This is a genomic window from Roseovarius sp. SCSIO 43702, from assembly GCF_019599045.1.
In the GTDB taxonomy this organism is placed as follows: Bacteria; Pseudomonadota; Alphaproteobacteria; order Rhodobacterales; family Rhodobacteraceae; genus Roseovarius.
Map to the genome: position 1 here is coordinate 3547176 of NZ_CP080623.1, position 23833 is coordinate 3571008.

Sequence of the window (23833 nt, forward strand, 5' to 3'; positions counted from 1 at the left end):
GACGCAGCGGTCAGCTCTCGTCTTCGGACCCGCTGAACTCCTCCAGCGCGTCGATGACATCCTCGGTAAGACCTTGCAGACGATCCTGTAGGTCTTCGGCCGGACAGGCGCGTTCCAGGCGAGCCGGCATCTGCGCCATGGTGAAACTGTTGGGCGCATCCAGCTCGGCCAGTTCATCCCACGTCACCGGAACGGCCACCGGCGCTCCGGGTCGGGCACGAAGGGAATAGGGCGCGATCGCCGTCGCGCCGCGTTCGTTCCGCAACCAGTCGATGAAGATGCGGCCCTTGCGCTTGGCCTTCGACATCGTCGCGGTATAGCGGTCTGGCTCCTGCGCAGCCAAGGCATGCGCGAAGGTCTTGGCGAAGAGCTTCACGCTGTCCCAGCTCCGCGTGCGCCGCAGCGGAAGCCAGACATGCACGCCCTTGCCGCCGGTCACGATCGCCCCCGACTCGAGACCGAGGCGCTCGAGCACGTCGCGCACGTCGAAGGCCGCGTCGCGGACATCCTCCCAATCCAGCCCTTCATCGGGGTCCAGATCGAAGACCAGCCTGTCGGGCCGGTCGAGCCGGTCGCGACGCGCGCCCCAGACGTGGAACTCCAGCGTGCCCATCTGCGCCGCCGCAACGAGGCTTTCGGGGCGGGTGGCATAAAGATACTGTGCAGTCTCTCCATCGCTCTCCTCGATCGAGACGCGTCCGAGCGCGCGGGGCATCCCCTCGCCCGCGTGTTTCTGGTAGAAGCACTGACCTTCGATGCCCGTGGGACACCGGAAAAGCGAGAGGGGCCGCTGCCCGATGAGAGAGATCATCCGCTCGCCCACCCGCTCGTAGTGGCGCGCCACGTCGCCCTTGGTACATCCCGCCTCGGGATATACCTCGCGGCCCGCATTGCTGATGCGAACGCCCGCCACTTCCGTTTGCTCCGCTTCGTGCATCGGTTTCTCCAATGTGATCTCATCCGCCGTTTTGTCCTCCCGCAAGCCAAGGAAGGCGCCGTGCCGGATATGACCGTCGGCGGTGAACTCGGTGAATTCGACCTCGGCCACCAGTTCTGGACGGAGCCAGACCGCATCCCGCGCGATGGTATCCGGCACGCCCCGCGCGGGCGGTGTCTTGCGCGTGGTGAAGGCGTGGGCCAGCGTCTCCATGGCCTCTTCGGAAAACCCGGTGCCGACACGCCCCTTGTAGCGCAGTTCTCCGTCCTCGTGCGTCGCCATCAACAGGGAAGCGAAAGGACGCGTCTTCTTGTCCGAGGGGCTGTAGCCCACGATCACGAATTCCTGCCGGCGTGAGCATTTGACCTTGACCCACGCCTTGCCGCGCTTGCCCCGATAGGGCGCGTCGACGCGTTTCGAAATGATGCCCTCCGCGCCTTCCTTGCAGGCAGCGGCGAAGACCTCGGGTCCATTTCCCAAGACGTGATCGCTTACACGGAGCGCCGCGTCCGGCGCCACACCCGCGAAAAGCTCGGTCAGACGATCGCGGCGGGCCATCTGGTCCAGATCCCGCAGGTCCTCACCATCGACGCGCAGCAGATCGAAGGCAAAATAGACCAACCCGCCTCCGCCTTTGAGCGCCCTTTGCAGGGAGGAAAAGGGCGAGCCCTCGATGCGCGCGGCCATCACTTCGCCGTCGATCAGGGCGGCATCGCAGGGCAGCACGTCGAACGCCTCGGCAAGCGGCGCGAATTTCTCGGTCCAGTCCTTGCCCGACCGCGTATAGAGCCGCGTACCGCCTTTCCCAAGCGCGGCGAGACAGCGATACCCGTCGAACTTGGTCTCGTGGATCCAGCCGTCGCCCTCGGGCGCTTCGTCCACGAGCGTGGCAAGCTGGGGCCTCACGAAGGCGGGGCGTTTGCGGCGCCGATCCGGCCCTTCCGCCTCAGGCTCCTTGGCCGGGGCGCCCTGGGCGATCTCGTCCATGCTGCGGCCGGTCTTGACCGAAGTCGCGAACCCGTCCACCAGCGCGTCGGGATCATCCATCGCGTAATCGTCGCGTTCCTTGATCAGCAGCCAGTTCTCGCGCGTCTCGCCTTCTTTCCCGCGCATCCGCACCAGCGCCCAGCCGCCACGCATCCGCTGGCCCTGAAGCGTGATCTTGAGCTTGCCCGTCTCCAGCCCCTCGGCCACATCCTCCTGCGGGGTCCAGGTGCCGTCGTCCCAGAGCATGACGGTTCCGCCGCCGTATTCGCCCTTGGGGATCGTCCCCTCGAAATCGGCATAGTCGAGCGGATGATCCTCGGTCCGCACCGCCAACCGCTTCTCGCCCGGATCTGGGGACGGACCTTTCGTCACGGCCCAGCTCAGCAGCACACCCTCCCATTCCAGCCGGAAGTCGAAATGCAGCCGCGAGGCCGCGTGCTTCTGGACGATGAAACGGCGCGTGCGCCCGCCGGCGGCGGCGATGCGGCCGCGGGGCTCGGCGGTGCGGTCGAAATCGCGTTTGGCGTTGTAGTCCGCCAGACGGTCGGGCGCGCGGGACATCACGATGCCTTCTTGCGGCGCGGCTTCTTCTTGTCGGACGCCTTGGCTTCCTTGAGGCTCTGCTTCAGCGCGCTCATCAGGTCGACCACGTTGTCGCCGCCATCCTCGCCCCGCTCGCTTTCGTCGCGGGCGCGCGGCGTCTTCTTGTCCTTCCGCTTGGCCGCGAGAAGCTCGTGAAGCGCCTCGGCGTATTTGTCGGTATAGGCGCCCGCGTCGAACGGGGCGCTCTTGCGCTCGATGAGCGAGGTGGCCACCTCGAGCAGATCGGGATCGGCCTCCTCGTCCTCGATATCGGTGAAGACGCTGTCCGCCTCGCGCAGCTCGTCCTCGTAGCGCAGCGTCTCCATCAGCAGGCCGTCGCCGCATGGCTTCACGGCGGCGAGGTATTCCTTGCCCCGCATCGTCACCTGCCCCAGGCCGACCTTCCCGGCCTTGCGCAGCGCATCGCGCACGACGCGATAGGCATCCTCGGCCAGATCGTCGGCGGCAGTGATGTAGTAGGGTTTGTCGAAATAGAGCGGGGGTATCTCGCAGGCATCGACGAACTGCACCAGCTCGAATGTCTTTTTCGTCTCGAGCTTGATCGCGTCGATTTCCTCGGGGTCGATCAGGAGATACTCGTCATCTCCGATCTCGTAGCCCTTCACGATGTCCTCGGCCTTGACCGGACCAACCCCCGGCACGGTCTTCTCGTAGCGCACCTTCCTGCCCGAGGGCTCGTGGATCTGACGGAAGGATACCCGTGCGCCCCGCTTGGTCGCGGAGTAGATCTCGACCGGGATCGACACCAACGAAAGCCGCAACTGGCCCTTCCATAACGCGCGTGGAGCCATCGGAACATCCTCCCCTCCAAGGTGAACCAAAACGCCCTGCCATCTCTCTGGGTTCCATCAGGGCCCGCACACCCGGATACCGACCCGCAGCCTCAGGTCATGAATAGACGAATGGGGCCGAATAGCTCGCCCGTGGTGGGAGCTTTTCCGATGGTCCGGGGGATGTGATTTTCGGGAAGTGGTGGAGGCGAGTACCGGAATCGAACCGGTGTACACGGATTTGCAATCCGCTGCGTCACCACTCCGCCAACTCGCCTGACCATGCGGTGATCTTCCACTTATGACAGTCGCGTCTGCGGTGCAAGGGGATTGCGGCGCGGGGTCTACCCGGCGAACGCGAGCACCGGGCGGAAGAAGACCACCGCGAGGCCGGCTACGAGCAGCGCCACGCGAAGCACCGCTGCCTGGCGCCCCACGATCGCCGCCGACATGAGACCGAGACCCACGCCCACCTGCAGCATGGTCACGAGCGCCGCCAAGGGCGTTTCCTCGAGCCTGATGAGCGAGGGGTTCGCGATCATGGCAAGCGGCACCACATAGAGCCCGAAGCCCAGCGCCATCGCCGTCAGCGCGACCTTGAGCCAGTTCTCCCCGATCATCCCCGCCGCGATGAAGACCGCGCCGCAAACGGGTGGCGTGATCGTGGACAAGAGCGCGAACCAGAAAACGAAGAGATGCGCCTGGAGCGGCTCCAATCCCAGCTCGATCAGCGCAGGCCCGGCGACCGAGACGCAGATCACGTAGGCCGCCGTCGTCGGCACCTCCATCCCGAGGACAAGGCACGCCACTGCCGTCAGCAGGAGTGCGGGCCAGAGCGCGCCGCCCGATCCCGAGAGGATGAGCGACGTGATCTTGACGCCGAGCCCGGTGATCGACAGCACCCCGATGATGATCGCGGCGCAGATGATGATGGCCGCGATCATCGACACCTGCCGCGCCGCCGTCAGAAGCGCCGTCTCGACACGCGCGGCAACGCCGCCCCAGGGTTCCATCCCCTGCGCGTTGAAGAAGAGCAGCGCGAAACAGGCGAAGATCGACAGGCAGGCCGCGTATTGCGGGGTGACCTCGAGGCCGAACATCCCCCAGAGGAGGATCGCGAAAGGCACTGCGAAGAAGCCCGTGGTGATGATCACGTCGCGCAGCGCGGGCTGGTCACTCTTGTCGACCCCGCGCAGCGACAGCCGGTTCGCGTATCCGTTCACCCCGATCCACACGGCGGCGAAGTAAAGCACCGCCGGGAGCAACGCCGCTGCCATGATAGATTCGTAGGGGATGCCGGTCAGTTCCACCATCACGAAGGCGCCCGCCCCCATGAGCGGCGGCATGATCTGCCCGCCCGAGGACGCCACCGCCTCGACCGCCGCCGCCAGCCGCTTGGGATACCCCAGCCGCGTCATCGCGGGAAGGGTGATGGCCCCCGTCGACGCGACGTTGGCCGAGGCCGAGCCGGAGATGGACCCGAAAAGCGCCGAAGACAGAACCGACACCTTCGCCGCCCCGCCCTTGAGCCGTCCGGCCGCCGCCGAGGCGAGGTTCATGAACCCCTGTCCGGCCTCACCGGCGTTGAGCACCGCGCCGAAGATCACGAAGATCGCCACCACGTTCACCGACACGCCCGTGAGGCTGCCCCAGATGCCACCTTCCGCGATCGTGAGCGTGCCTAGGAAGCTCGGCAGCGGCGTGCCGGAATGGCCGAACTCGCCCGGTATGTGCTGTCCGAACAGCCCATAGAGCAGCGCGAGCGCCGCGACCATGGGCAGGGGCCAGCCGATCGCCCGCCGCGCGGCCTCGAGCACGACGACGAGCAACACCACCGCGATCCCCGTCTGGAGCGGCCCTTCGAGAAATCCGTATTGATCGGCCAGGCGGTCATGCGACAAGGCCACCCAGAGCGACGCGGCCACACCCAGCAGGGTGAGCACGAGACCACTCGCCCACATGGCGCGTCCTTGCGCACCCACAAGCAGGATCCACGGTAGCGCCAGTGCGAGGTGCAAGGGACGGCTCACGAGGTTCGGGACCAGCCCCGAGAAGACGAGAGCGAGGTGAAACGCGACAAGCGCGAGCGCCGCCGCAACGGAGATGAGCCGCATCGTCTTACCTCGATCCCCGGGGGGGGGGTGGCGCCGGGACCAGGTGATCCGGCGCCCGCCCGCGTCACTTCTGCGCGTCGCTCAGCTCGAAGCCGGCCTCTTCGTAATAGCGCACCGCGCCGGGATGGATCTTGCCTTCGATCGTGTCCATCAGGTTTCGATCGACCGCAAGCCACCACGCCGCGCTCTGCCCCATCTTCTCGCGCTCTTCCCAGAACGTCCTGGTGAGCTCATAGGCCACGTCGTCGCTCATCTTCGTGGTGGTATAGGCGACCACGGGCAGCGACGTCGTGACGATATCGGCGTCTTGCCCCGTATAGGTGCCCGCCGGGATCACGATGCGTGTGCGGCCCGTCTCGGCGATCTGCTCGTCGTCGAGCGACAGGATGGTAACGCCCATCGACGCCGCCGCCTCGATCACGTTCGGCGCGGGGTAGGAGCCGGCGGTCACGAACCCGTCGATCCGGCCGTTCTTCATCGCATCGACCGCGTTGGAAAGCTCGACCTCGGCCAGTTCGACCTTGTCATCGAGGCCGAAAAGCTCAAGGTATTTCGCCCCTTCCTTCGCGCCGAAGGATCCCTTGCCCAAGAGGAGGGTCTTGCCCTCCATCCCGGCGAAATCGGTGACGCCGCTATCCTCGGACATGACGAAATGCATGGTGAGCGACGGGATCGGGAAAAGCGCGCGGATCTCGTCGAAGGCCGGATCGCCCTTGCCCTCGAACATGGCCTTCCCTTCCTGCGCGAGGCGCACCAGCGCGGGGGGCGTGGTGAAGACGTAATCGGCGCCGCGGGCGCGCACCTCCATCACGTTCTGCACCGATCCCTGGCTTTCCTCGACCGTGACGATGATGTCGCCATCGGTGCCGGCCTTCATCGCCTCGGCGATCTGCACGCCCATCTGGTAGTAGGAACTGCTCGATTTCGCGGACTTGTAGGTCACGCGCTCCTCGGCGGCGGCGGTCGTGGCCAGTGCGGCCATCGCGACGCCCATCAGGATATGTCTCATCTTCATGTCGGTCCTCCCGGCGAAGGGCGCCCCCTGTCGCTCGCGGGTGGCGCCGAATTCTACTGGGATCATCTTGTCCGGCTTGCGGGGCCAAAGGTCAACCGCCCCGGCGCGCCTTGCCCGTGTAGGTCAGCGCCCAGCGCTCGATAAGCGCCTGCTGCAGCCGCTTCGCCCGTTTGTTCCAGCTTCGCGATCCCGGCGCGGTGGTCTGGGTCGCCCGGTCGATCCCGGCGCGTGTCTTCTCGTCGGCGGCGAAAATCGCGAAGGCGAGGACCGTGCCGTCCTGGGCCGTTGCATATCCCGCGAGCGCGCTGACGAAGATGAGTGTGCCGGTCTTGGCCTGTACCTTGACCGGATGCGTCGGGTCCGGACTGCCGTCGGCATTCCGTAACGGGATATCCTTGAGGATCGGCCCGATCTCGCCCTCCCGATGCGCGCGTGCCAGAGCCCGCGCAAGGCCAGTGGGAGTCACGCGACTTCGATCGCCCAGACCCGAGTGATCCACGAAGATCGCTGCATCGCTCAAGCCAAGCTCCTCGCGCGCCCAGGCGGTCATCTCGGCGCCCGACGAGGCGAGCGAACCGACGTCGCCCACCCGCTTCCCGGTGGCGGCGAGGCCCACCAACTCGGCGGTGATGTTGGTCGAGTACTTGAGCATGTCGCGCAGGATGCCGCGCAACTCCTCGCTCTCATGGGTGACGAGCGCGGTGCCCTCGGGCTCCGCCTCCGGCTCCGGCCCGCGCTCGAGCGTGATGCCCTGCGCGCGCGCGAAATACTGGAAGACCTCGGCCGAGTAGTTCGCCGGATGCCGCGTCGGAAGCCAGCGTGACCCACCTCCGCCCAGCGCGCCCCGCGCGACGGTCCAATTGTCGTGATCGCCGCCATTCGCATAAGTGTAGACCGGCATCTCGCGGCCCACGACGCGCATCCGCGCCATGCGCACCTCGGGGCGATACTTGGCCGAGCGCGCATCCATCGTGACGGTATAGTCGCTCCCCTGCCGCTTCCACTCGAAATGCACACGGTTGAAGTTGAGGTTCAGCCCCGAAACCGCCGGGTTGTAGCCCACGTGATCGGGCTGTGTCGTGTCGATCTCGGGCGCGTAGGGAAGCGCGCCGGACCAGGTGCGGAACCGCCCCGTGACCGACCGTATCCCCGCCGCCTTGAGATCGGCCGCCATCTGGGCGAGCGCGTTGGTGTCGAGCGTCGGATCGCCCCCACCCGCCAGCACCAGGTCACCCTCGATCACCCCGTCCACGATCGGCCCCGCCGCGATGAGCCGCGTGCGGAAACGGTGGTTCGGTCCCAGCACCTTCAGCGCATAGAGCGCCGTCACCACCTTTGCGACACTTGCAGGTGGCAAGCCCTCCTCGCCGGCCCGTGTCTCCAGAAGCCCGCCGGTTTCCACGTCGACCACGGCGAAACCAACCCGCCCGCCAAGCTTTGCCTCACGGATGAGCGTTGCGGCCTCGGGCGCCTCGACCTTGCCGAGCGTATCCGGGCGTGCCCGTGGGCGCAGCGATGTCGCGGGGGCATCTGCCAGCGCCCCGGTCGCCACGGCCGAAAGCGCGGATGAAAGAAAAGCACGTCGCGTGAAACTCGTCATGGAGAGGAGTTAATCGCAGCAATCCGTCCGCGACAAGGGATCATCCGCGCAATCCCGCGTCACTCCGTCACGGCCATGACCCGGTCGCCCGAAGCCGGGTCGAGGACTGCGCCACCATCGGCACGTTGACGAAGCACCACGCGGGCGCCTCTGCGCGCGGCAACGCTTGGCTCATCGAGGCGGGCCACCGCGCGTGGCGATAGGTGCGTGCGGCGACCGATCGGAGCGCGCCTTGCCGCGCGCCGGGTCGCGCCATCACCCCGACCGGCACCGTCTCCATGATCCATTGCCAATCGCGCCATTCGTGGAACTGCGCGAGGTTGTCGGCGCCCATGAGCCAGACGAATCGCACCCGCGGCCTCAACGCGATGAGCGCGGAAAGGGTTCGTGCAGTATAGCGGGTGGCAAGCTGCGCCTCGAGATCGGTTACGTGAACACGGGGGTGATCCATCATCGCACGCGCCGCCGCCATCCGCTGGTCGAACGGCGCAGGGCCGTGCGCCTTCAGCGGATTGCCCGGGCTGACGAGCCACCACACCTGATCGACGTCGAATCGCTTCAGCGCCTCGCGCGTGATGTTCACGTGCCCCTCGTGCGGCGGATCGAAGGAGCCGCCGAGAAGGCCCACGCTCCGGTCCGGGCCTATGATCGGCAATGAAACGTCGCTCTGCACCAAGGGACCCCCTGTCACGGACGCACGCGGAAGCGCGCCACGCTTAACGCTGTGTAAAGTATTCGGCCACGGAATGTTAATCCATCGCGCGCATACTGCACGGACCGACAACGGAAATCTGCGGGTGCGGCGCTTGGCACGGGACGAAACGGAACACGCAGGACACCGATTGCGGCTTCCCCCCGGTCTTAGCTGCGATCGACCCCTGCCGGAACTCGTGCTCGAACAGGTGAGGGACGGGGTCGGCGTTCTGGACATGCGTGGGCGGATCAAGTGGATGAACGCGGCACTCGAGCGGATGATCGGCTATTCCCTGGACGAGGTGGCCGGCCACAATCCCGAGGAATTCCTGCTGCCTCCCGAGCGTCGCCGACCCCCCGAGATGCTGGCCACGTTTCGCTATGATCCCGACACCACGCTCTTTCGCCGCTACCGTGTGGCCGAACACATGCGCCGCGACGGCACACGCTACTGGAACCAGCAAACCCATGCGCTCATTGATCTCGGGCCCGATCCCGATGACAAGCTCGTCGTTGTCGCCTGCCGCGACATCACCGATCAGGTCCGGACAGAGGCCGCGCTGCACCAAGCCAAGGACGAGCTTGAACATGCGGCGTTTCATGATGATCTGACCGGCCTTGCCAATCGCAAGCGGCTCTCGACCTACATGCGGTCCGAGGCGGTGTGCGACTTCCTCCGCAAGGGTCAGATCGGCGTTCTGCAAATCGACCTCGACAAGTTCAAGGAGGTGAATGACACGCTGGGCCACGCCGCGGGCGACGCGACGCTCAGGCACGTGGCCGACGGGCTGAGGCGCAATGCCGGTCCCGACGATCTGGTCTGTCGCACCGGCGGGGACGAGTTCCTGCTCATCTGCGCGCGCGTCGCCTCGCAGGAAGCGTTGATGGCCCGCGCCGAACTCGTGCTGAATGACATTTCGAGGCCGCTGGAATGGCAGGATCAGAAGATCATGATCGGCATCTCCATCGGCGCCAGCATGCCTGTCTCCGATACCGTGACGGGCGAGGCATTGATCCAGCAGGCGGATCAGGCGCTCTACTCTGCCAAGGCCGGCGGCCGGGGCCACGTTGCCTTTTATTCCGAAGCGATGGGGCGCCGCTACCGCGCGCAGCAGGAGCTCGCCACCGACCTGCGCCGCGCGGTCGAGGAAAACCAGTTCGAAGTTTTCCTCCAGCCCCAACTGCGCCTCGCCGACGATGCGATCACGGGGTGCGAGGCACTCATTCGCTGGCGCCACCCCGAAAAGGGCCTGCTCAGCCCTGGCCACTTTCTTGAAGAGGCTCGCCGCTCCCAGCTTCTCGCGGATATCGACTACATCTCCATGACCCTCTCGCTCGACGCGCTCAAGGCGCTTGATGATGCGGGCCATCGGGACATGACTCTCTCGCTCAATGTCTCGAGCCCGATCCTCGCGGACGAGAACTATCCCGGCATGCTCGACTGGGCGCTCCAGTCTCGCGGCCTCGCCCCGTCACGTATCTGCGTCGAGATACTCGAGACCACGATCCTCGACGGCGGGGATATCGACGTGGTCGCCGCGGTCGAACGGTTGCGCAAGCTCGGTGTCCAGGTGGCGCTCGACGATTTCGGCACGGGCTACGCGGGTCTTGCGCATATGTCCGCGTTCGAGATCGACGCGATCAAGCTCGACTTCTCGATGGTCCGGCGGCTGGGGGATGATCCACGCACCCGCGTCATCACCCGGTCGATCATCCGCCTCTGCCGGCTCCTGGGGATGGAGGTGGTCGCCGAAGGGGTCGAGACCACCGAGCAGCTCGACATACTGCGCCGCGCAGGCTGCCCCTGCATTCAGGGCTACGGGCTGGCGCGGCCCATGCCGGTGACCGACCTCATCGCCTGGCTCGACGCCCACTTGCCGCTCGGCTCGCCGCTGTGCTTTCCGGCCCGTTCCGACGCCGCGCCGCCCATTGCCCCCACCGCCCACGCCCGCTAAACACGGCCCGCGAACGCGGGCTTTTTCCAGGACGGAGCGGTATCATGGCAGCCTATCAATACGTCTACCACATGCAGGGGGTCTCCAAGACCTATCCGGGCGGCAAGAAATGCTTCGAGAACATCCACCTGAGCTTCCTGCCCGGCGTGAAGATCGGCGTCGTTGGCGTCAACGGTGCGGGCAAGTCGACCCTCATGAGGATCATGGCGGGTCTCGACACCGACTATACCGGCGAAGCCTGGGCCGCCGAGGGCGCCCGCGTGGGCTACCTTCCGCAGGAGCCCAAGCTCGATCCCACCCTCACGGTGCGCGAAAACGTCATGCTGGGCGTCGCCGAGAAGAAGGCGAAACTCGACCGCTTCAACGAACTGGCGATGAACTACTCGGACGAAACCGCCGACGAGATGGCGCAGCTTCAGGACGACATCGACAGCAACAATCTCTGGGATCTCGACGCGCAGATCGACGTTTCGATGGAGGCGCTGCGCTGCCCGCCCGACGACGCGGACGTGACCACGCTCTCGGGCGGCGAGGCGCGGCGCGTCGCGCTCTGCAAGCTCCTGCTCGAGGCGCCCGACATGCTGCTTCTGGACGAGCCGACCAACCATCTCGACGCCGAGACGATCGCCTGGCTGCAACAGCACCTCATCGACTACAAGGGCACGATCCTCATCGTCACCCACGACCGCTATTTCCTTGACGATATCACCGGCTGGATCCTCGAACTCGACCGCGGCCGCGGCATCCCCTACGAGGGGAACTATTCCGCCTGGCTCGAACAGAAGGCCAATCGCCTGGCGCAGGAGGCGCGCGAGGACAAGTCGAAGCAGAAGACGCTCGAGCGCGAGCTTGAGTGGATGCGGCAGGGCCAGAAGGCCCGCCAGGCCAAACAGAAGGCCCGGATCAACGCCTATAACGAACTCGCCAACCAGTCGGAGCGCGAGAAGATCGGCCGCGCACAGATCGTCATCCCCAACGGTCCGCGCCTCGGGCAGAAGGTGATCGAGGTCAACGGGCTGCGCAAGGCGATGGGCGACAAGCTCCTGATCGAGGATCTCACCTTCTCGCTGCCGCCCGGCGGCATCGTCGGGGTCATCGGGCCCAACGGCGCCGGCAAATCTACCCTCTTCAGGATGCTCACCGGCCAGGAACAGCCCGACGCCGGCGCGATCGATTATGGCGATACGGTGCACCTCAGCTACGTCGACCAGTCACGCGACGATCTCAAGCCGGATGACACGGTCTGGGAAGCGATCTCGGGCGGCGCCGAGGTGATCGAGCTGGGCGATGCGCAGATGAATTCCCGCGCCTACTGCTCGGCCTTCAACTTCAAGGGCGGCGATCAGCAGAAGAAGGTCTCGCTCCTCTCGGGAGGTGAGCGCAACCGCGTCCACATGGCACGTCTTCTCAAGGAGGGCGGCAACGTCCTTCTGCTCGACGAGCCTACGAACGATCTCGACGTCGAAACCCTTCGCGCACTCGAGGACGCGCTCGTCGATTTCGCGGGCTGCGCCGTGGTCATCAGCCACGACCGCTTCTTCCTCGACCGCATCTGTACGCATATCCTCGCCTTCGAAGGCGAGGCGCATGTGGAATGGTTCGAAGGCAACTTCGAGGATTACGAGGAAGACAAGAAGCGGCGCCTCGGTGCCGACGCGCTTGAGCCCAAGCGGTTGAAACACAAGAAGTTCGCACGCTGAGAATTTACCGGCGAACGGCTTCATGGATCCGCGCGGGGATCCGCGCACCGACCGACAGGACGGATCACCGGGCTCGTGTCAGGGGTTCAGGTTGAAGGCCGATGTGACCGGCCGGCGGCGGGGAGGCCCAGTTTTCGCCAGGCATCGTACTGCGACAGGAACACCTCCCCGTTCAACTCATCAAGGAAACGCGAGGTTTTCAACCGGTCCATCACCGGGCCCTTGACCTCGGACATGTGCAGCCCCACACCCATGTCCTTCAGGCGGCGGTTGATGGCCTCCAGGCTTTCGAGCGCCGAAAAATCCACCTCGTTCACGGCCGAGAACATCAGCACGACGTGCTCGATGGCGCCGCCCTCGGTGACGCGTTCCTGCACCAAGTCCTCCAGGAACCGGGCGTTCACGAAATAGAGGCTTTCATCGACCCGAAGCGTCAGCAGCGTCGGATCGGTCTCGACCTCGTGGCGGTTGATGTTGCGGAAATGCTGGGTTCCCGGAACCAGCCCGACCTCGGCCACATGGGGCCGCGAGGTCTTGTAGAGATGCAGCAGGACCGAAATGGCCACGCCGCTGGCAACCCCCATCTCGACCCCCGCCAATAGCGTGAGCAGGATGGTGGCGGCGACGGCGGTGAAATCAGCGCGGGAGTAGGTCCAAGTCTTCTTGAGTATGGAGAAATCCACGAGGCTGAGAACGGCAACGATGATGGTCGCGGCCAAGGTCGCCTTGGGCAGGTAGTAGACAAGCGGCGTGAGGAACAGCGAAGCCATGAGCAGCCCGAGTGCCGTGAAGGCTCCGGCGGCCGGTGTCTCCGCACCGGCATCGAAATTGACCACCGACCGGGCGAAGCCACCCGTAACCGGGTAGCCTCCCGTGAAGGCCGCTCCGAGGTTGGCCACGCCGAGGCCGATCAGTTCCTGGTCGGGGTCCACGCGCTGACGCTTCCTGGCCGCGAGCGTCTGGGCGATCGAAATCGATTCCACGAAGCCGATCACCGAGATCAGTATCGCGGGCATGAAAAGCGCCCCCAGAAGATCGGGCTCGAAGGAAGGCATGGTCAGCGGTGGAAGGCCCTGCGGAATCTCGCCCACGATCGCCACCCCATGGCCTGCGAGGCCGAAGCCCCAGACGGCGAGTGTCGTCGCGACCACGGCGGCCACCGGTCCGGCCTTGGTCAGAAGATCGGCGAGGAAGGGCGAAAGGCCCAAGTGCCGGAGAAAATGTTTCAAGCCGCGGCGCACCCAGAACAGGAAGGCCGTTGCCGATGCACCGATCGCCACCGTCGCCCAGTTGACCTCGCCCAAGTGTGCCAGGACCGAACCCAGCATCTCCGGCAGGGTGTGACCCTGCGCGCTGATGCCGAGAATATGCTTGAGCTGGCTCGTCGCGATCAGGATACCGGAGGCGGTGATAAACCCGGCTATCACCGGGTGGCTGAGGAAGTTGGCGAGAAACCCGAGCCTGAGAACACCGAGCAGGACAAGAAACCCGCCCGACAGCGCCGCCAGCGTCAACGCGGCGATCGCATAGCCCGCGGTGCCCTGTTCGGCGACCTGCCCCACCGCCGAAGCCGTCAGCAAAGAGACCACCGCAACCGGCCCCACGGCCAGCGCCCGGGAGGTTCCGAAGACCGCGTATAGAAGGATTGGGGCAATCGAGGCGTAGATACCCGCCTCGGCCGGAAGGCCGGCGAGAAGGGCATAGGCGAGCGATTGCGGGATCAGCATGATCGTCACGATCACGGCGGCGATCATGTCGTTGGCGAGCGCGCCGCGATCATAGCTGCGGCCCCAGTCAAGGATCGGCAGGTAGCGGCGAAGTGCTTTCATTGTCGGGATTCCCGTTATGCGCGCAGTGGGGAACCAATGCCTTCCGGGCGTTTCGAGGTCCACCCCCCGTTCGGACCGATGTGAGACAGCATGTCGATCAGGCGTGCGTCTCGGTCCCGCGGCCGAGCTTGCGCAGGTGAACCGCGAGCAGAATCAACAAGATACCGAAGCCCAGCGCATAGAACCCGATGATCCACGCGAGTGTGATCAGGCCGGCCTGCGGCAACGCGATCAGGAGGCCACCGAAGAGGATCGAAAGCAGCCCGTTGGCGAGGAGGAACCATTCGCCAGTGATCTCATGGCGTATCTGGAACGCGAGGACGACCCGCAGCAGTCCGCCGAGCACGGCCCAGGCCGCGATGAATGACAAGAGCACCAGCGCCGTGACACCCGGCCAGAACGGCGTCAGCAGACCGACGACAATTCCGAGGATCGATTCCAGCACCAACGGCCAGACCCGGCCCAAACGGTCCCGATAACGTATCGCGTCGACGAGGCCGAAAACACCATCGACCAGCACGTAGACACCGAAGATCACCACTAGGACCGCTAGTGTCAGCGCCGGCCAGAGGAACGCCGCGATTCCGAATGCGATCGCGGCAAGGCCCCGCAGCAGGAAAATCCACCAGCTGCGTTGCAGGTAATCCAGCATCTCATTCATCGTCCTACCCTTTCTCGTCTGCCCCGTCCGGGATCACGCGGGTCCCCGCTGTTCCCTCCAGGATGTCCGTGGCCTGATCCAGCCGGCCAATGCCCGCGAGACCGCCATAGGCGGCAAATCCCGCGGCGGCGATCATCTTCGGCCCCATGGAACCCGCCGGCAAATCGAGCTCGAATGCCTCGCCCGGTGTCAGGCTGGCGATGCGCGCCTGATCTTCGGAGCCGAAATCGCGATAGACCCCGTCCACGTCGGTCAGCAGAAGAAGCGCGTCGGCGTCCAGTTCTTTCGCCAACAAGGCACTGGCCGCGTCCTTGTCGATCACCGCCTCGACACCGCTCAGGCTGCCATCGGGCCGGCGGAGCACCGGAATGCCTCCGCCACCGGTGCAGATGACGATCACGTCCTGATCCAGCAGCAGCGTGAGCACGCGGATATCGGGGATCTCGACCGGGCGGGGCGACGGCACGACGCGGCGCCATTTGTCGCCATCCTGCGCGATGGTCCAGCCTGCCGCCTTGGCGCGCGCCTCGGCCTCGTCACGCGAATAGACCGGACCGATGAACTTGGTCGGGTTCTGAAAGGCGGGATCGCTTGCTTCCACCACCACCTGTGTCAGCAAGGTGGCCACGGGACGCGAATGATCCAGCGCATTCTCCAGCTCCTGTTCGATCATGTAGCCGATCATGCCGCCGGTTTCCGCGCCCAGCACGTCCAGCGGATAGGCCTCATCGGGCTTGTAAGCCGCGCCTTGCAGCGCCAGCAGCCCCACCTGGGGCCCGTTGCCATGGGTGATGACCAGATCATGGCCGGCACGCACGATCTCGGCCAGAGCGGCGGCAGCGGTGCGCGCATTGGTGCGCTGGTTCTCCGCCGTCAGGGGCTGCCCACGCTCCAAGAGCGCATTGCCGCCGAGGGCTGCAACGACGAGCATCCCTCAGGCCCCCAGTGTAGCGACAAGAACCGCCTTGATCGTGTGCATCCGGTTCTCGGCCTGATCGAAGACGATGGACGCAGGCCCCTCGAACACCTCCTCGGTGACCTCCATGCAATCAAGGCCGAACTTGTCGTGAATCTCCTTGCCCACATCGGTATCGGTGTTGTGGAAGGCCGGCAGGCAGTGCATGAATTTCGCGCGGGGATTGCCCGTCTTCTCCATGACTTCGGCTGTCACCTGATAGGGTTTCAGAAGCTCGATCCGCTCGGCCCATTTATCGTCACTCTCGCCCATCGACACCCAGACATCGGTGTAGACGTAGTCGGCGCCCTTGACGGCTTCGTCCACGTCCTCGGTGATCGTGATGCGCGCGCCGGTCGCCTTGGCCACCTCCTGCGCTTCGTCCTGAATCGCCTGCGTGGGCCAGAGCGATTTGGGCGCACAAAGCCGCACATCCATGCCCATCTTGGCCCCGCCGATGAGCAGGCTATCGCCCATGTTGTTGCCCGCATCGCCCATGAAGCAATAGGCGATCTCGCGCAGCGGTTTCTCGCTGTGCTCCTGCATGGTCAGGAAGTCGGCAAGGATCTGCGTCGGGTGGAATTCGTCCGTCAGCCCGTTATAGACCGGCACGCCGGACCACTCCGCCAGCTCTTCCACGATCTTCTGGCCGAAGCCGCGATACTCGATCGCGTCATAGACACGGCCCAGCACGCGGGCGGTGTCCTTGACCGTCTCCTTGCCACCGATATGCGTGCCGGAGGGGCCAAGGTAGGTGACGGTCGCGCCCTGATCATGCGCCGCCACCTCGAAGCCCACGCGGGTGCGGGTGCTGTCCTTCTCGAAGATAAGGGCAATCTCCTTGCCCTTCAGCGTCTCGACCTCGGTGCCGGCATACTTGGCCGATTTGAGATCTGCCGACAGTTTGAGCAGAAAGCCGATCTCGGCCGGGGCAAAGTCGCGCAGCGTCAGGAAGCTGCGGTTTTTCAGATTGAAAGCCATTTCAAATACTCCTCAAACGGCGTCGCGGATGGTCGGGCAGGACATGCAGCGGCTGCCGCCTCGGCCCCGGCCCAGCTCGGCGCCCGGCATCTCGATCACCTCGATGCCCGCCGCGCGCAGGTCGGCGTTGGTGTCATCGTTGCGGTCATAGCCCATGACGACACCGGGACGCAGGGCAAGCACGTTGTTGCCGTCGTTCCATTGCTCGCGCGATTGCTCGAACGGATCGCTGCCGCCGGTGGGCACGACGTTCAGCTTCTTGAAGCCCATCACATCGGCCACGACATCGAACATGGGCCGGGTGTCGTGGCGCATGTCGAGCGGCTTGCCCCCCTCACCGGGGTGCAGGTCATAGCAGGTCATCTCGTCGGCCACTTCCTTGAAACTGGTCACGATGTTGTCGCCGCAGAAGGTGAATACCGTGTCCAGATGCATCGCCGCGCGCGACTTGGGCATCTGGCAGGCGACCACACGCTCCGCGCGACCCTGATCGAAAAGCGCCTGCGCCAGAAGGCCGACGGCCTGCGGCGACGTCCGCTCGCCCATGCCGACGAGGACGACACCCTTGCCCACGGGCATGATGTCGCCGCCTTCCAACGTGGCGAGGCCGTAATCCTCCAGCGGATCGCCCCAGATCACCTCGACCTTGCCCTTGAACTTGGGATGGAACTTGTAGATCGCCGCGGTCAGCAGCGTTTCGGGGCGCCGCGCCTGCCAATACATTGGGTTGAGCGTGACGCCACCATAGATCCAGGCGCTGTTGTCACGGGTAAAGAGGAAGTTGGGCAGCGGCGGCAGGATGAAGCCGTGCTTGCCCAGGTAGGCGCCGAACATGCTGGTCGCCTCGAAGGGCACATCGGCGACGGTCAGCCCACCGATCAGCCATTTCGACAGTTCCTCGCCCGGTAGCTCGTCCATCCACTCGCGCAGCTCGCGTCGCGCACCGACGCCGACATGTATCGCCGCGATGCGATGATCGAGCACCCATTTCCGCGCTTCGGGAATATCCATGGTCTCGGCCAGAAGCACGCCGGTTTCCAGAACCTCCACGCCCTCATCGGTCATCGCCTTCCCGAAGGCATCATGATCCTTCTGCGCCTGCTTGACCCAGAACACGTCGTCGAAAAGCAGATCCTCGCAATTCTCGGGCGTCAGGCGGCGATGCGCAAGGCCGGGTCGGCAGATGATGACTTGCCGCAGTTTTCCGGTTTCGGAGTGAACGCCCAGTGTTTGATCGGACATGACGTTGCCTTTCGTTCAGAGGAATGCCGCGACGCTGAGCGCGACGGAGATGAAGACCAGAAGGATCAGCATCAAGGGCCAGATGAAGACGATCCAGCGGTCATATGACACGCGTCCGATCGCCAGCCCGCCGATCACGACGGCGAATGTCGGGTTGATCAGGTTCACAAGCCCGTTGGCCGATTGATAGGCCGTCACGACCAGGTCGCGCCCCACGCCCGCGAAATCCGCGAGGGGAGCGAGGATTGGCATCGACAGCACCGCAAGACCGGAGGAGGAGGGCACGAAGAAGCTCATGCCGATCTCGATCCAGAACATCAGGTTGATGAAGGCGAGATCGTTCAGGTCGGCCAGAGATTGCTCGGCGCTGAACAGGATCGTATCGGCGATCAGACCCTGTTCCATGATGACGACGATACCGCGTGCAAGTCCGACGACCAGCGCGACACCCAGAAGGTCCCGCGCGCCGTCGACGAAACTGCCTGTCAGTCTCTTCTCACCCAGCCGTCCGACGATGCCGACGACGATGGCCGCACCAAGGAACAGGGCACCCATGCGGGCCATCCACCATCCCTGACTGGCGACACCCCAGATCATCACCGCGAAGGTGATCGCAAAAAGCACAAGGATGATCTTCTGCGTGCCGGTCAGGCTGTCGCTTACCTCCGCACTGCCCGGATCGGCCAGAAACAGCCGGCGATGGGCGTCGGCCTGCCGCGAGACGACCGAACGCGAGGGGTCGGCTTTCACGCGGCTCGCGTAACGCATCACATAGACCGCGCAGATCGCCAGACCGCCCAGCAGGATGATCAGGCGCAATATGATGCCGTCCGTGAACGGTATCCCCGCCGCGTCCGAAGCAATGACCGTTGCAAAAGGGTTGATCGTGGAGCCCAGCACGCCGATCCCGGCCCCGATCAGGATGATCGCGACGCCGGTCACTGCGTCATATCCCGCGGCAATCATCACCGGGATCAGGATCGCGTAGAAGGCCAGCGTTTCCTCGGCCATGCCATAGGTGGTGCCGCCGATCGCGAAGAGCGTCATCATGATCGGAATCATCCATATCTCGCGGCCCTTCATGCGGGCCATCGCGGTGCGTATCCCCGTGTCGATCGAGCCTGTGGCGTTCACGACGCCCAGGAAGCCACCCAGCAACAAGACGAAAAGCGCGACGTCGATGGCATTGGCGACATAGCTGTCAGGGTCGTAGAACCCCGCGATCGGCGCCAGCATCACCTCGACGAAACCTTGCGGGTTCGGCTCGACCTCGCTGTAGGTTCCGGCCACGGCGATCTCGCGGCCAACCTCTTCGTTCATCACGCGCTCGTATTGCCCCGCGGGGATGAACCAAGTGAGGGCAGCAACCAGGATGATCAGTCCGAAGAGGATCGTGTAGGCGGTGGGAAATCGCGACGAGAGGTCCTGTTCGGAGTCGGTCGGCGCTTGGGTTTCATCAGCCATGGGGAAGCCTCTCCTTTGCTTGGCGTCGTCCATAAACGCCTATCTTCCCCTCCGATCTGCGCATTAACCGGCGTTAACGGCCGAGACCCCGCTTGATCTGCCCATGATCGGACGCATGTTGATTTGAGGCGACTTGGGCCGCGGCCATCATGCGCGTTCAGGCGGGGCGAGCCAAAGAATGATCTGACCACCGATCATTGTGACGAGGCTGAAACCCGCGGCCACGGCCAGACCGTGCGTCCCCGGCGAGGGAAGACGCAAGACATCCGACAAACCCGGAAGCCAGATCGCGGCGGCAATCAAGCCAAGACAGAGCGCGGTCGCGCCCCAGACCCACGGGTTGCGCGTGACCTCGTTGCGCAGCACGCCCGCCCCAGGCGCGCGCATGTTGAACGCGTTCCAGACCTGCGCCAACGCAAGCGTGACGAAAGCCACGGTGATCGACTGCGCCGCCGGCAGGTTCAGGCTATGAAGGGAGACAACGAAAGCCCCGAGCGTGGCGAGCGTGATCACCGCGCCCATAAGGGCAATGAAACCCCACCGCCGGTTGTCGATGATCGGTTCCGACGGATTGCGCGGAGGGCGGTCCATCACCGTATCGTCCCCCTTTCCAAGCCCCAGTGCGAAGGCGGGGAAGACGTCGGTCACCAGGTTCAGGAACAGGATCTGCAACGGCAGGAGCGGTGCGGGCAGCCCGGCCCCGACCGCGACGCCCACCACCAAAACCTCACTGACGTTGCATGACATGAGATAGACGACGAACTTGCGGATGTTGCCGAAGATCACCCGCCCCTGGCGCATCGCCATGATGATCGTGGCGAAGGCGTCGTCGTTCAGCACCATCTGCGCGGCTTCGCGGGCCACCTGCGTGCCGCGCTGACCCATGGCGATGCCGATATCCGCCTTCTTGAGAGCCGGCGCATCGTTGACGCCATCGCCTGTCATCGCCACGATCTGCCCGCTTTTCTGGTAAAGCGTCACGATCTTCAGCTTGTCGGCCGGGGCGACACGGGCAAAGACATCCGCCGCCAGAAGCCGCGCACGGTCCTGCTCGCTCGGGGTGTCAAGATCCATGTCGCGGATATCGGCTCCTTCCAGCACGCTCAACTCGCCCTCGATCAGCCCGGCCTGACGCGCGATCTCGGCCGCCGTGTCGGCGTGATCTCCGGTCATCATCACCACCCGCACACCCGCCCGCCGGCTGGCGGCAATGGCATCGGCCACATCGTCGCGGATCGGATCGGAGAGACACACCATCCCGATCAGCATCAGGCCCCGGTCGGGCGCAGCGTCGGGATCCGCGGTCTTGGTCGCCAGGCCCAGAAGGCGCAACCCCCGCGCGGCCTGTGCATGAACTCGGTCGGCCCAGTCGGCGCGGTCCGCGTCGCTCAGGGGTCGCGGGCCCTCGGCCGTGATGACCCGGTCGCAGGCCGCCAGCACCGCCTCCGGCGCCCCCTTGACGGCGAAGACGGCCCCGTCAGGCGCGTCATGGACCGTGGCCATCATCTTGGTGTCGGGATCGAAGGGATGCTGCCTTTCTTCGGGACAGTCCTGCAACAGGTCCTGCCGTGGGCGCCCGGCCTTTTGGGCCGCTTCCAGAAGCGCCAGTTCCATCGGGTCGCCCACGCGCTCGCCGCCATCCCCGAGACTCGCGCCGTTGCACATCGCGCCGACGCTGATCGCCAAGGCGAGGGGTTCATCATCGGGCGACTCGGCCACATCCGAGGCCGCGACATCGCCCGAGGCCAGCAGGTAACCCGCCACACTCATCCGGTTTTCCGTCAGCGTGCCGGTCTTGTCGGTCAGGATGATCGTGGTGGAGCCCAAGGTTTCAACCGCCGACAGCCGCGACAGAAGCGCGTTGCGCTGCGCCATCCGCCACATGCCGCGCGCCAGGCACAGCGTCGCCACGACCGGCAGGCCCTCGGGTACCGCCGCCACGGCCAGCGCGATCCCGGTCTCGACCATCTGGGTCAGCGGCTGACCCCGCGAAATGCCCGCGATGACGATAAGCGCGGCCAGCGCCAGGGTGAGCCACACCAGCTTGTGCCCCAGCCTGTCAAGGCGCTGTTCCAACGGTGAAGCGTCGGCTTCGGCCTCTTGGGTCAGCGCACTGATCATGCCCAATTGGGTCGTCATTCCGGTGCCGGTGACGACTGCCTCGCCGGTTCCCTGCGTAACGGACGATCCCTTGAACACCATGTTCGTGCGCTCGGCGACCACCGTGTCACCCGGGACGGCATCGGTCTGCTTGAGAACGGGCACGGACTCGCCCGTCAGCACGGATTCGTCCACATGCAGATTGGAAACCTGCACCAACCGCATATCCGCCGTCACGATGTCACCGGCATCGAGCAAGACCACGTCGCCCGGCACAAGCGCCTCCGCATCGACCAGGCAGGTCTCGCCCTCACGTCGCACCCTTGCCGTCACCCGGGCAATCTTGTGGAGCGCCTCCATCGAGCGCGCGGCCCGCAATTCGGTGAAGAACCCGATCGCGCCATTGATCAGGAGAACTCCGACAATCGCCAGCGCCTCGACCACGTCCCCGAGGAACAGCGAGAAACCGGCAGCCGCGGCCAGAAGCCAGACGATGATGCCCTGAAACTGGTGGATCAGGATGGAGAGCGTGCTCTTGGCCGCCTGTCTGTGAAGCGTATTCGGCCCGAACTGTGCTCTGCGCTCGTCCATCTCGGCACCCTGCAAGCCCACGGCGGGATCGACGCCAAGTTCGGCGACGACAGTGCCAACATCCCGGGAAAAAGCGGCTTGCTCGGTCGGTGCGTTCATTGGAAGAATCCAACAGTTGCTGTTCCGCGACCGACCTATCTCAGTCCGGAGTGGCGCCAATTAACGCAGATCAATCGGCCGGGGAAAGAATAGAGCCAACAGCGCGAATTACGTAAGCAGGGCCACGACGGGCATGTCAGCCTCGCCCGGCAGTGGGCGTGTCCGCTTCGATACCGCGTCTGTAGATGCCAAAGACCCGCGGTGCATCGGCGCGCATCCGGTCCATGTCGCCGGAGATCAGGGATTGCATCACAAGCCCCTGAATCGTACCGATAAAAAGGGTGGCTGCTGCTTCGACATCGAGGTCGCTGCGCAGCTCGCCGCTGGCCTTGCCGTCCGCGATCACGCCGCGGAGCCGTTCCGCATATTGTTTCATCATGCTTTGCGCCAGCCGTTTGGCCGGCGTCTTTCGCGCGCCTTGGAGCTCTCCGAACAACATCCGCGGCGCGCCCGGATGATCGGCGACGAAGGCGATATGAGCGAGGAACATCGCCTCCATCTTCTCTCTCGGCGACGCGATATCCCCGGCGGCGCGATCAAGCCGCGCCATCAGGTTCTTCGCCACCCAATCCATGACCGCTTTCCAGATGGCATCCTTGTTCGGGAAATGGCGAAAGATCGCCCCCTGTGTCAGCTTCATGTGCTTCGCGATGGCGGCCGTCGTTATGCTGTCCGGATTGGAAGAGCCTGCGAGGTCGATGACGGCTTCAACGGTGATGTTCCGACGCTCTTCCGCCGGGATTTTTTTCGGTCTTGTCCTGGTCAACAGCCTGCCTCCGCCTGCCATCCGCGCAGCCCCGCCTGTCACCGTATCGACAATCGAATTGGCGACACATCTTGGCTTGGAATCAACATAGCAACCAATTACTATCTTGATTCGTGGTTGTCCATAGCCAACCAGCGAAGGGATATCCAGGTGACGGCCGTCCTCGTCGCGCTCCCGGCGGACTCGCGGTCCTCACTCCGGTCGGGTCGATCGGGAGTCGCAAGGCGACCATCGCCGAAACATGCATTCACCAACGAAAGGGAACCCAAGATGCAGCGGTATGAACGGACAGGACGGACGCGGCTTCTCGCCGCCACGATCGCGGGAACGCTCGGCTTGGCGGTTGCATTACCCGCAGTCGGTGAGGAGATGAGCCCGGTTTCCCCGGACTTGACGCCCAAGCTGCGGGACCTGCTTCGCCAGGAGATGCAGTCGATCGAACAGGCCAGCAAGGACATCCTCTCGGCGCTGATCGCCGGCGACGATGCCAGGGTCGCGGACCTGGCGCAGCAGATCCACGACAGTTTCATTCTGCAGCAATCCATGACACCAGAGGACAAGCAGGACCTGATGGCTGCAGTGCCCGAGAACTTCGTGGCACGAGACAAGGCCTTTCACCGGCTTTCGGCCGATCTTGCGCAAGCGGGCCGCGATGGTGACCGGGGCGCGCAGCATGCCGAGTTCGGCCGGATGATCGAGGCTTGCACAGCCTGCCACGCCCGATACGCGACCGATCGCTTTCCGATGCTGGCGGAATAACGCAGAGAAAAG

At 64.9% G+C, this 23833-nt stretch carries 17 protein-coding genes and 1 tRNA gene; 3 read left to right on the forward strand and 15 right to left on the reverse strand.

Annotated features, from left to right (window positions below; genetic code table 11):
* Window positions 1-10: 10 nt before the first annotated feature.
* From ligD to K1T73_RS17490, 7 genes are all read right to left on the reverse strand, one after another.
* Complete coding sequence (ligD, locus tag K1T73_RS17460; RefSeq protein ID WP_220601921.1) at window positions 11-2485, reverse strand: DNA ligase D; 2475 nt, start codon at window positions 2483-2485, stop codon at window positions 11-13.
* Window positions 2485-3318, reverse strand: a complete 834-nt coding sequence (locus tag K1T73_RS17465; protein ID WP_220601922.1) for a Ku protein — start codon at window positions 3316-3318, stop codon at window positions 2485-2487. Before K1T73_RS17465 ends, ligD begins: the two co-directional genes overlap by 1 nt.
* Window positions 3319-3500: 182 nt before the next feature.
* Window positions 3501-3574, reverse strand: a tRNA-Cys gene (locus K1T73_RS17470).
* Window positions 3575-3641: 67 nt separating this feature from the next.
* Entirely contained in the window at window positions 3642-5411 is a 1770-nt protein-coding gene (locus K1T73_RS17475; RefSeq protein WP_220601923.1) for a TRAP transporter fused permease subunit, read from the reverse strand.
* A 64-nt stretch (window positions 5412-5475) separates the two neighbouring features.
* A complete protein-coding gene (locus tag K1T73_RS17480) occupies window positions 5476-6426 on the reverse strand; it encodes a TAXI family TRAP transporter solute-binding subunit (protein WP_220601924.1) in 951 nt (316 codons plus the stop codon).
* A 91-nt stretch (window positions 6427-6517) separates the two neighbouring features.
* Window positions 6518-8026, reverse strand: a complete 1509-nt coding sequence (gene dacB, locus K1T73_RS17485) for a D-alanyl-D-alanine carboxypeptidase/D-alanyl-D-alanine-endopeptidase (protein ID WP_220601925.1) — start codon at window positions 8024-8026, stop codon at window positions 6518-6520.
* A 67-nt stretch (window positions 8027-8093) separates the two neighbouring features.
* Window positions 8094-8699 (reverse strand): nicotinate-nucleotide adenylyltransferase, encoded by a 606-nt coding sequence (locus K1T73_RS17490; protein ID WP_259400353.1) that lies wholly within the window; start codon window positions 8697-8699, stop codon window positions 8094-8096.
* Between the two features lie 169 nt (window positions 8700-8868).
* On the opposite strand from K1T73_RS17490, the gene K1T73_RS17495 reads away from it, so the two are divergent.
* On the forward strand, window positions 8869-10674 hold the full coding sequence (locus K1T73_RS17495) for a bifunctional diguanylate cyclase/phosphodiesterase (protein ID WP_259400354.1): 1806 nt from the start codon (window positions 8869-8871) through the stop codon (window positions 10672-10674).
* A 44-nt stretch (window positions 10675-10718) separates the two neighbouring features.
* Window positions 10719-12374, forward strand: a complete 1656-nt coding sequence (gene ettA / locus K1T73_RS17500; RefSeq protein WP_220601928.1) for an energy-dependent translational throttle protein EttA — start codon at window positions 10719-10721, stop codon at window positions 12372-12374.
* 86 nt (window positions 12375-12460) lie between these two features.
* Here ettA and K1T73_RS17505 read toward each other — a convergent pair whose 3' ends face one another.
* From K1T73_RS17505 to K1T73_RS17540, 8 genes are all read right to left on the reverse strand, one after another.
* Complete coding sequence (locus K1T73_RS17505; RefSeq protein ID WP_220601929.1) at window positions 12461-14203, reverse strand: SulP family inorganic anion transporter; 1743 nt, start codon at window positions 14201-14203, stop codon at window positions 12461-12463.
* Between the two features lie 97 nt (window positions 14204-14300).
* Window positions 14301-14864 (reverse strand): HdeD family acid-resistance protein, encoded by a 564-nt coding sequence (locus K1T73_RS17510; protein ID WP_220601930.1) that lies wholly within the window; start codon window positions 14862-14864, stop codon window positions 14301-14303.
* 4 nt (window positions 14865-14868) lie between these two features.
* Window positions 14869-15795, reverse strand: a complete 927-nt coding sequence (gene arcC / locus K1T73_RS17515) for a carbamate kinase (protein WP_220601931.1) — start codon at window positions 15793-15795, stop codon at window positions 14869-14871.
* A gap of 3 nt (window positions 15796-15798) precedes the next feature.
* A complete protein-coding gene (argF, locus tag K1T73_RS17520) occupies window positions 15799-16800 on the reverse strand; it encodes an ornithine carbamoyltransferase (protein ID WP_220601932.1) in 1002 nt (333 codons plus the stop codon).
* A 12-nt stretch (window positions 16801-16812) separates the two neighbouring features.
* Window positions 16813-18042: an arginine deiminase gene (locus tag K1T73_RS17525; RefSeq protein ID WP_220601933.1), complete on the reverse strand. Its 1230-nt coding sequence runs from the start codon at window positions 18040-18042 to the stop codon at window positions 16813-16815.
* A gap of 15 nt (window positions 18043-18057) precedes the next feature.
* Window positions 18058-19506: a YfcC family protein gene (locus K1T73_RS17530; RefSeq protein ID WP_220601934.1), complete on the reverse strand. Its 1449-nt coding sequence runs from the start codon at window positions 19504-19506 to the stop codon at window positions 18058-18060.
* A 147-nt stretch (window positions 19507-19653) separates the two neighbouring features.
* Window positions 19654-22296 (reverse strand): cation-transporting P-type ATPase, encoded by a 2643-nt coding sequence (locus K1T73_RS17535; protein ID WP_220601935.1) that lies wholly within the window; start codon window positions 22294-22296, stop codon window positions 19654-19656.
* Between the two features lie 136 nt (window positions 22297-22432).
* Entirely contained in the window at window positions 22433-23062 is a 630-nt protein-coding gene (locus K1T73_RS17540; protein ID WP_259400355.1) for a TetR/AcrR family transcriptional regulator, read from the reverse strand.
* 270 nt (window positions 23063-23332) lie between these two features.
* On the opposite strand from K1T73_RS17540, the gene K1T73_RS17545 reads away from it, so the two are divergent.
* Window positions 23333-23821: a cytochrome c gene (locus K1T73_RS17545; RefSeq protein ID WP_220601937.1), complete on the forward strand. Its 489-nt coding sequence runs from the start codon at window positions 23333-23335 to the stop codon at window positions 23819-23821.
* Window positions 23822-23833: the final 12 nt, after the last annotated feature.

Coding starts and splice junctions, on each gene's coding strand:
- ligD (WP_220601921.1), bottom strand. CDS start 2,485: ATGTCCCGCGCGCCCGACCGTCTGGCGGACTACAACGCCAAACGCGAT.
- K1T73_RS17465 (WP_220601922.1), bottom strand. CDS start 3,318: ATGGCTCCACGCGCGTTATGGAAGGGCCAGTTGCGGCTTTCGTTGGTG.
- K1T73_RS17475 (WP_220601923.1), bottom strand. CDS start 5,411: ATGCGGCTCATCTCCGTTGCGGCGGCGCTCGCGCTTGTCGCGTTTCAC.
- K1T73_RS17480 (WP_220601924.1), bottom strand. CDS start 6,426: ATGAAGATGAGACATATCCTGATGGGCGTCGCGATGGCCGCACTGGCC.
- dacB (WP_220601925.1), bottom strand. CDS start 8,026: ATGACGAGTTTCACGCGACGTGCTTTTCTTTCATCCGCGCTTTCGGCC.
- ettA (WP_220601928.1), top strand. CDS start 10,719: ATGGCAGCCTATCAATACGTCTACCACATGCAGGGGGTCTCCAAGACC.
- K1T73_RS17505 (WP_220601929.1), bottom strand. CDS start 14,203: ATGAAAGCACTTCGCCGCTACCTGCCGATCCTTGACTGGGGCCGCAGC.
- K1T73_RS17510 (WP_220601930.1), bottom strand. CDS start 14,864: ATGAATGAGATGCTGGATTACCTGCAACGCAGCTGGTGGATTTTCCTG.
- arcC (WP_220601931.1), bottom strand. CDS start 15,795: ATGCTCGTCGTTGCAGCCCTCGGCGGCAATGCGCTCTTGGAGCGTGGG.
- argF (WP_220601932.1), bottom strand. CDS start 16,800: ATGGCTTTCAATCTGAAAAACCGCAGCTTCCTGACGCTGCGCGACTTT.
- K1T73_RS17525 (WP_220601933.1), bottom strand. CDS start 18,042: ATGTCCGATCAAACACTGGGCGTTCACTCCGAAACCGGAAAACTGCGG.
- K1T73_RS17530 (WP_220601934.1), bottom strand. CDS start 19,506: ATGGCTGATGAAACCCAAGCGCCGACCGACTCCGAACAGGACCTCTCG.
- K1T73_RS17535 (WP_220601935.1), bottom strand. CDS start 22,296: ATGAACGCACCGACCGAGCAAGCCGCTTTTTCCCGGGATGTTGGCACT.
- K1T73_RS17545 (WP_220601937.1), top strand. CDS start 23,333: ATGCAGCGGTATGAACGGACAGGACGGACGCGGCTTCTCGCCGCCACG.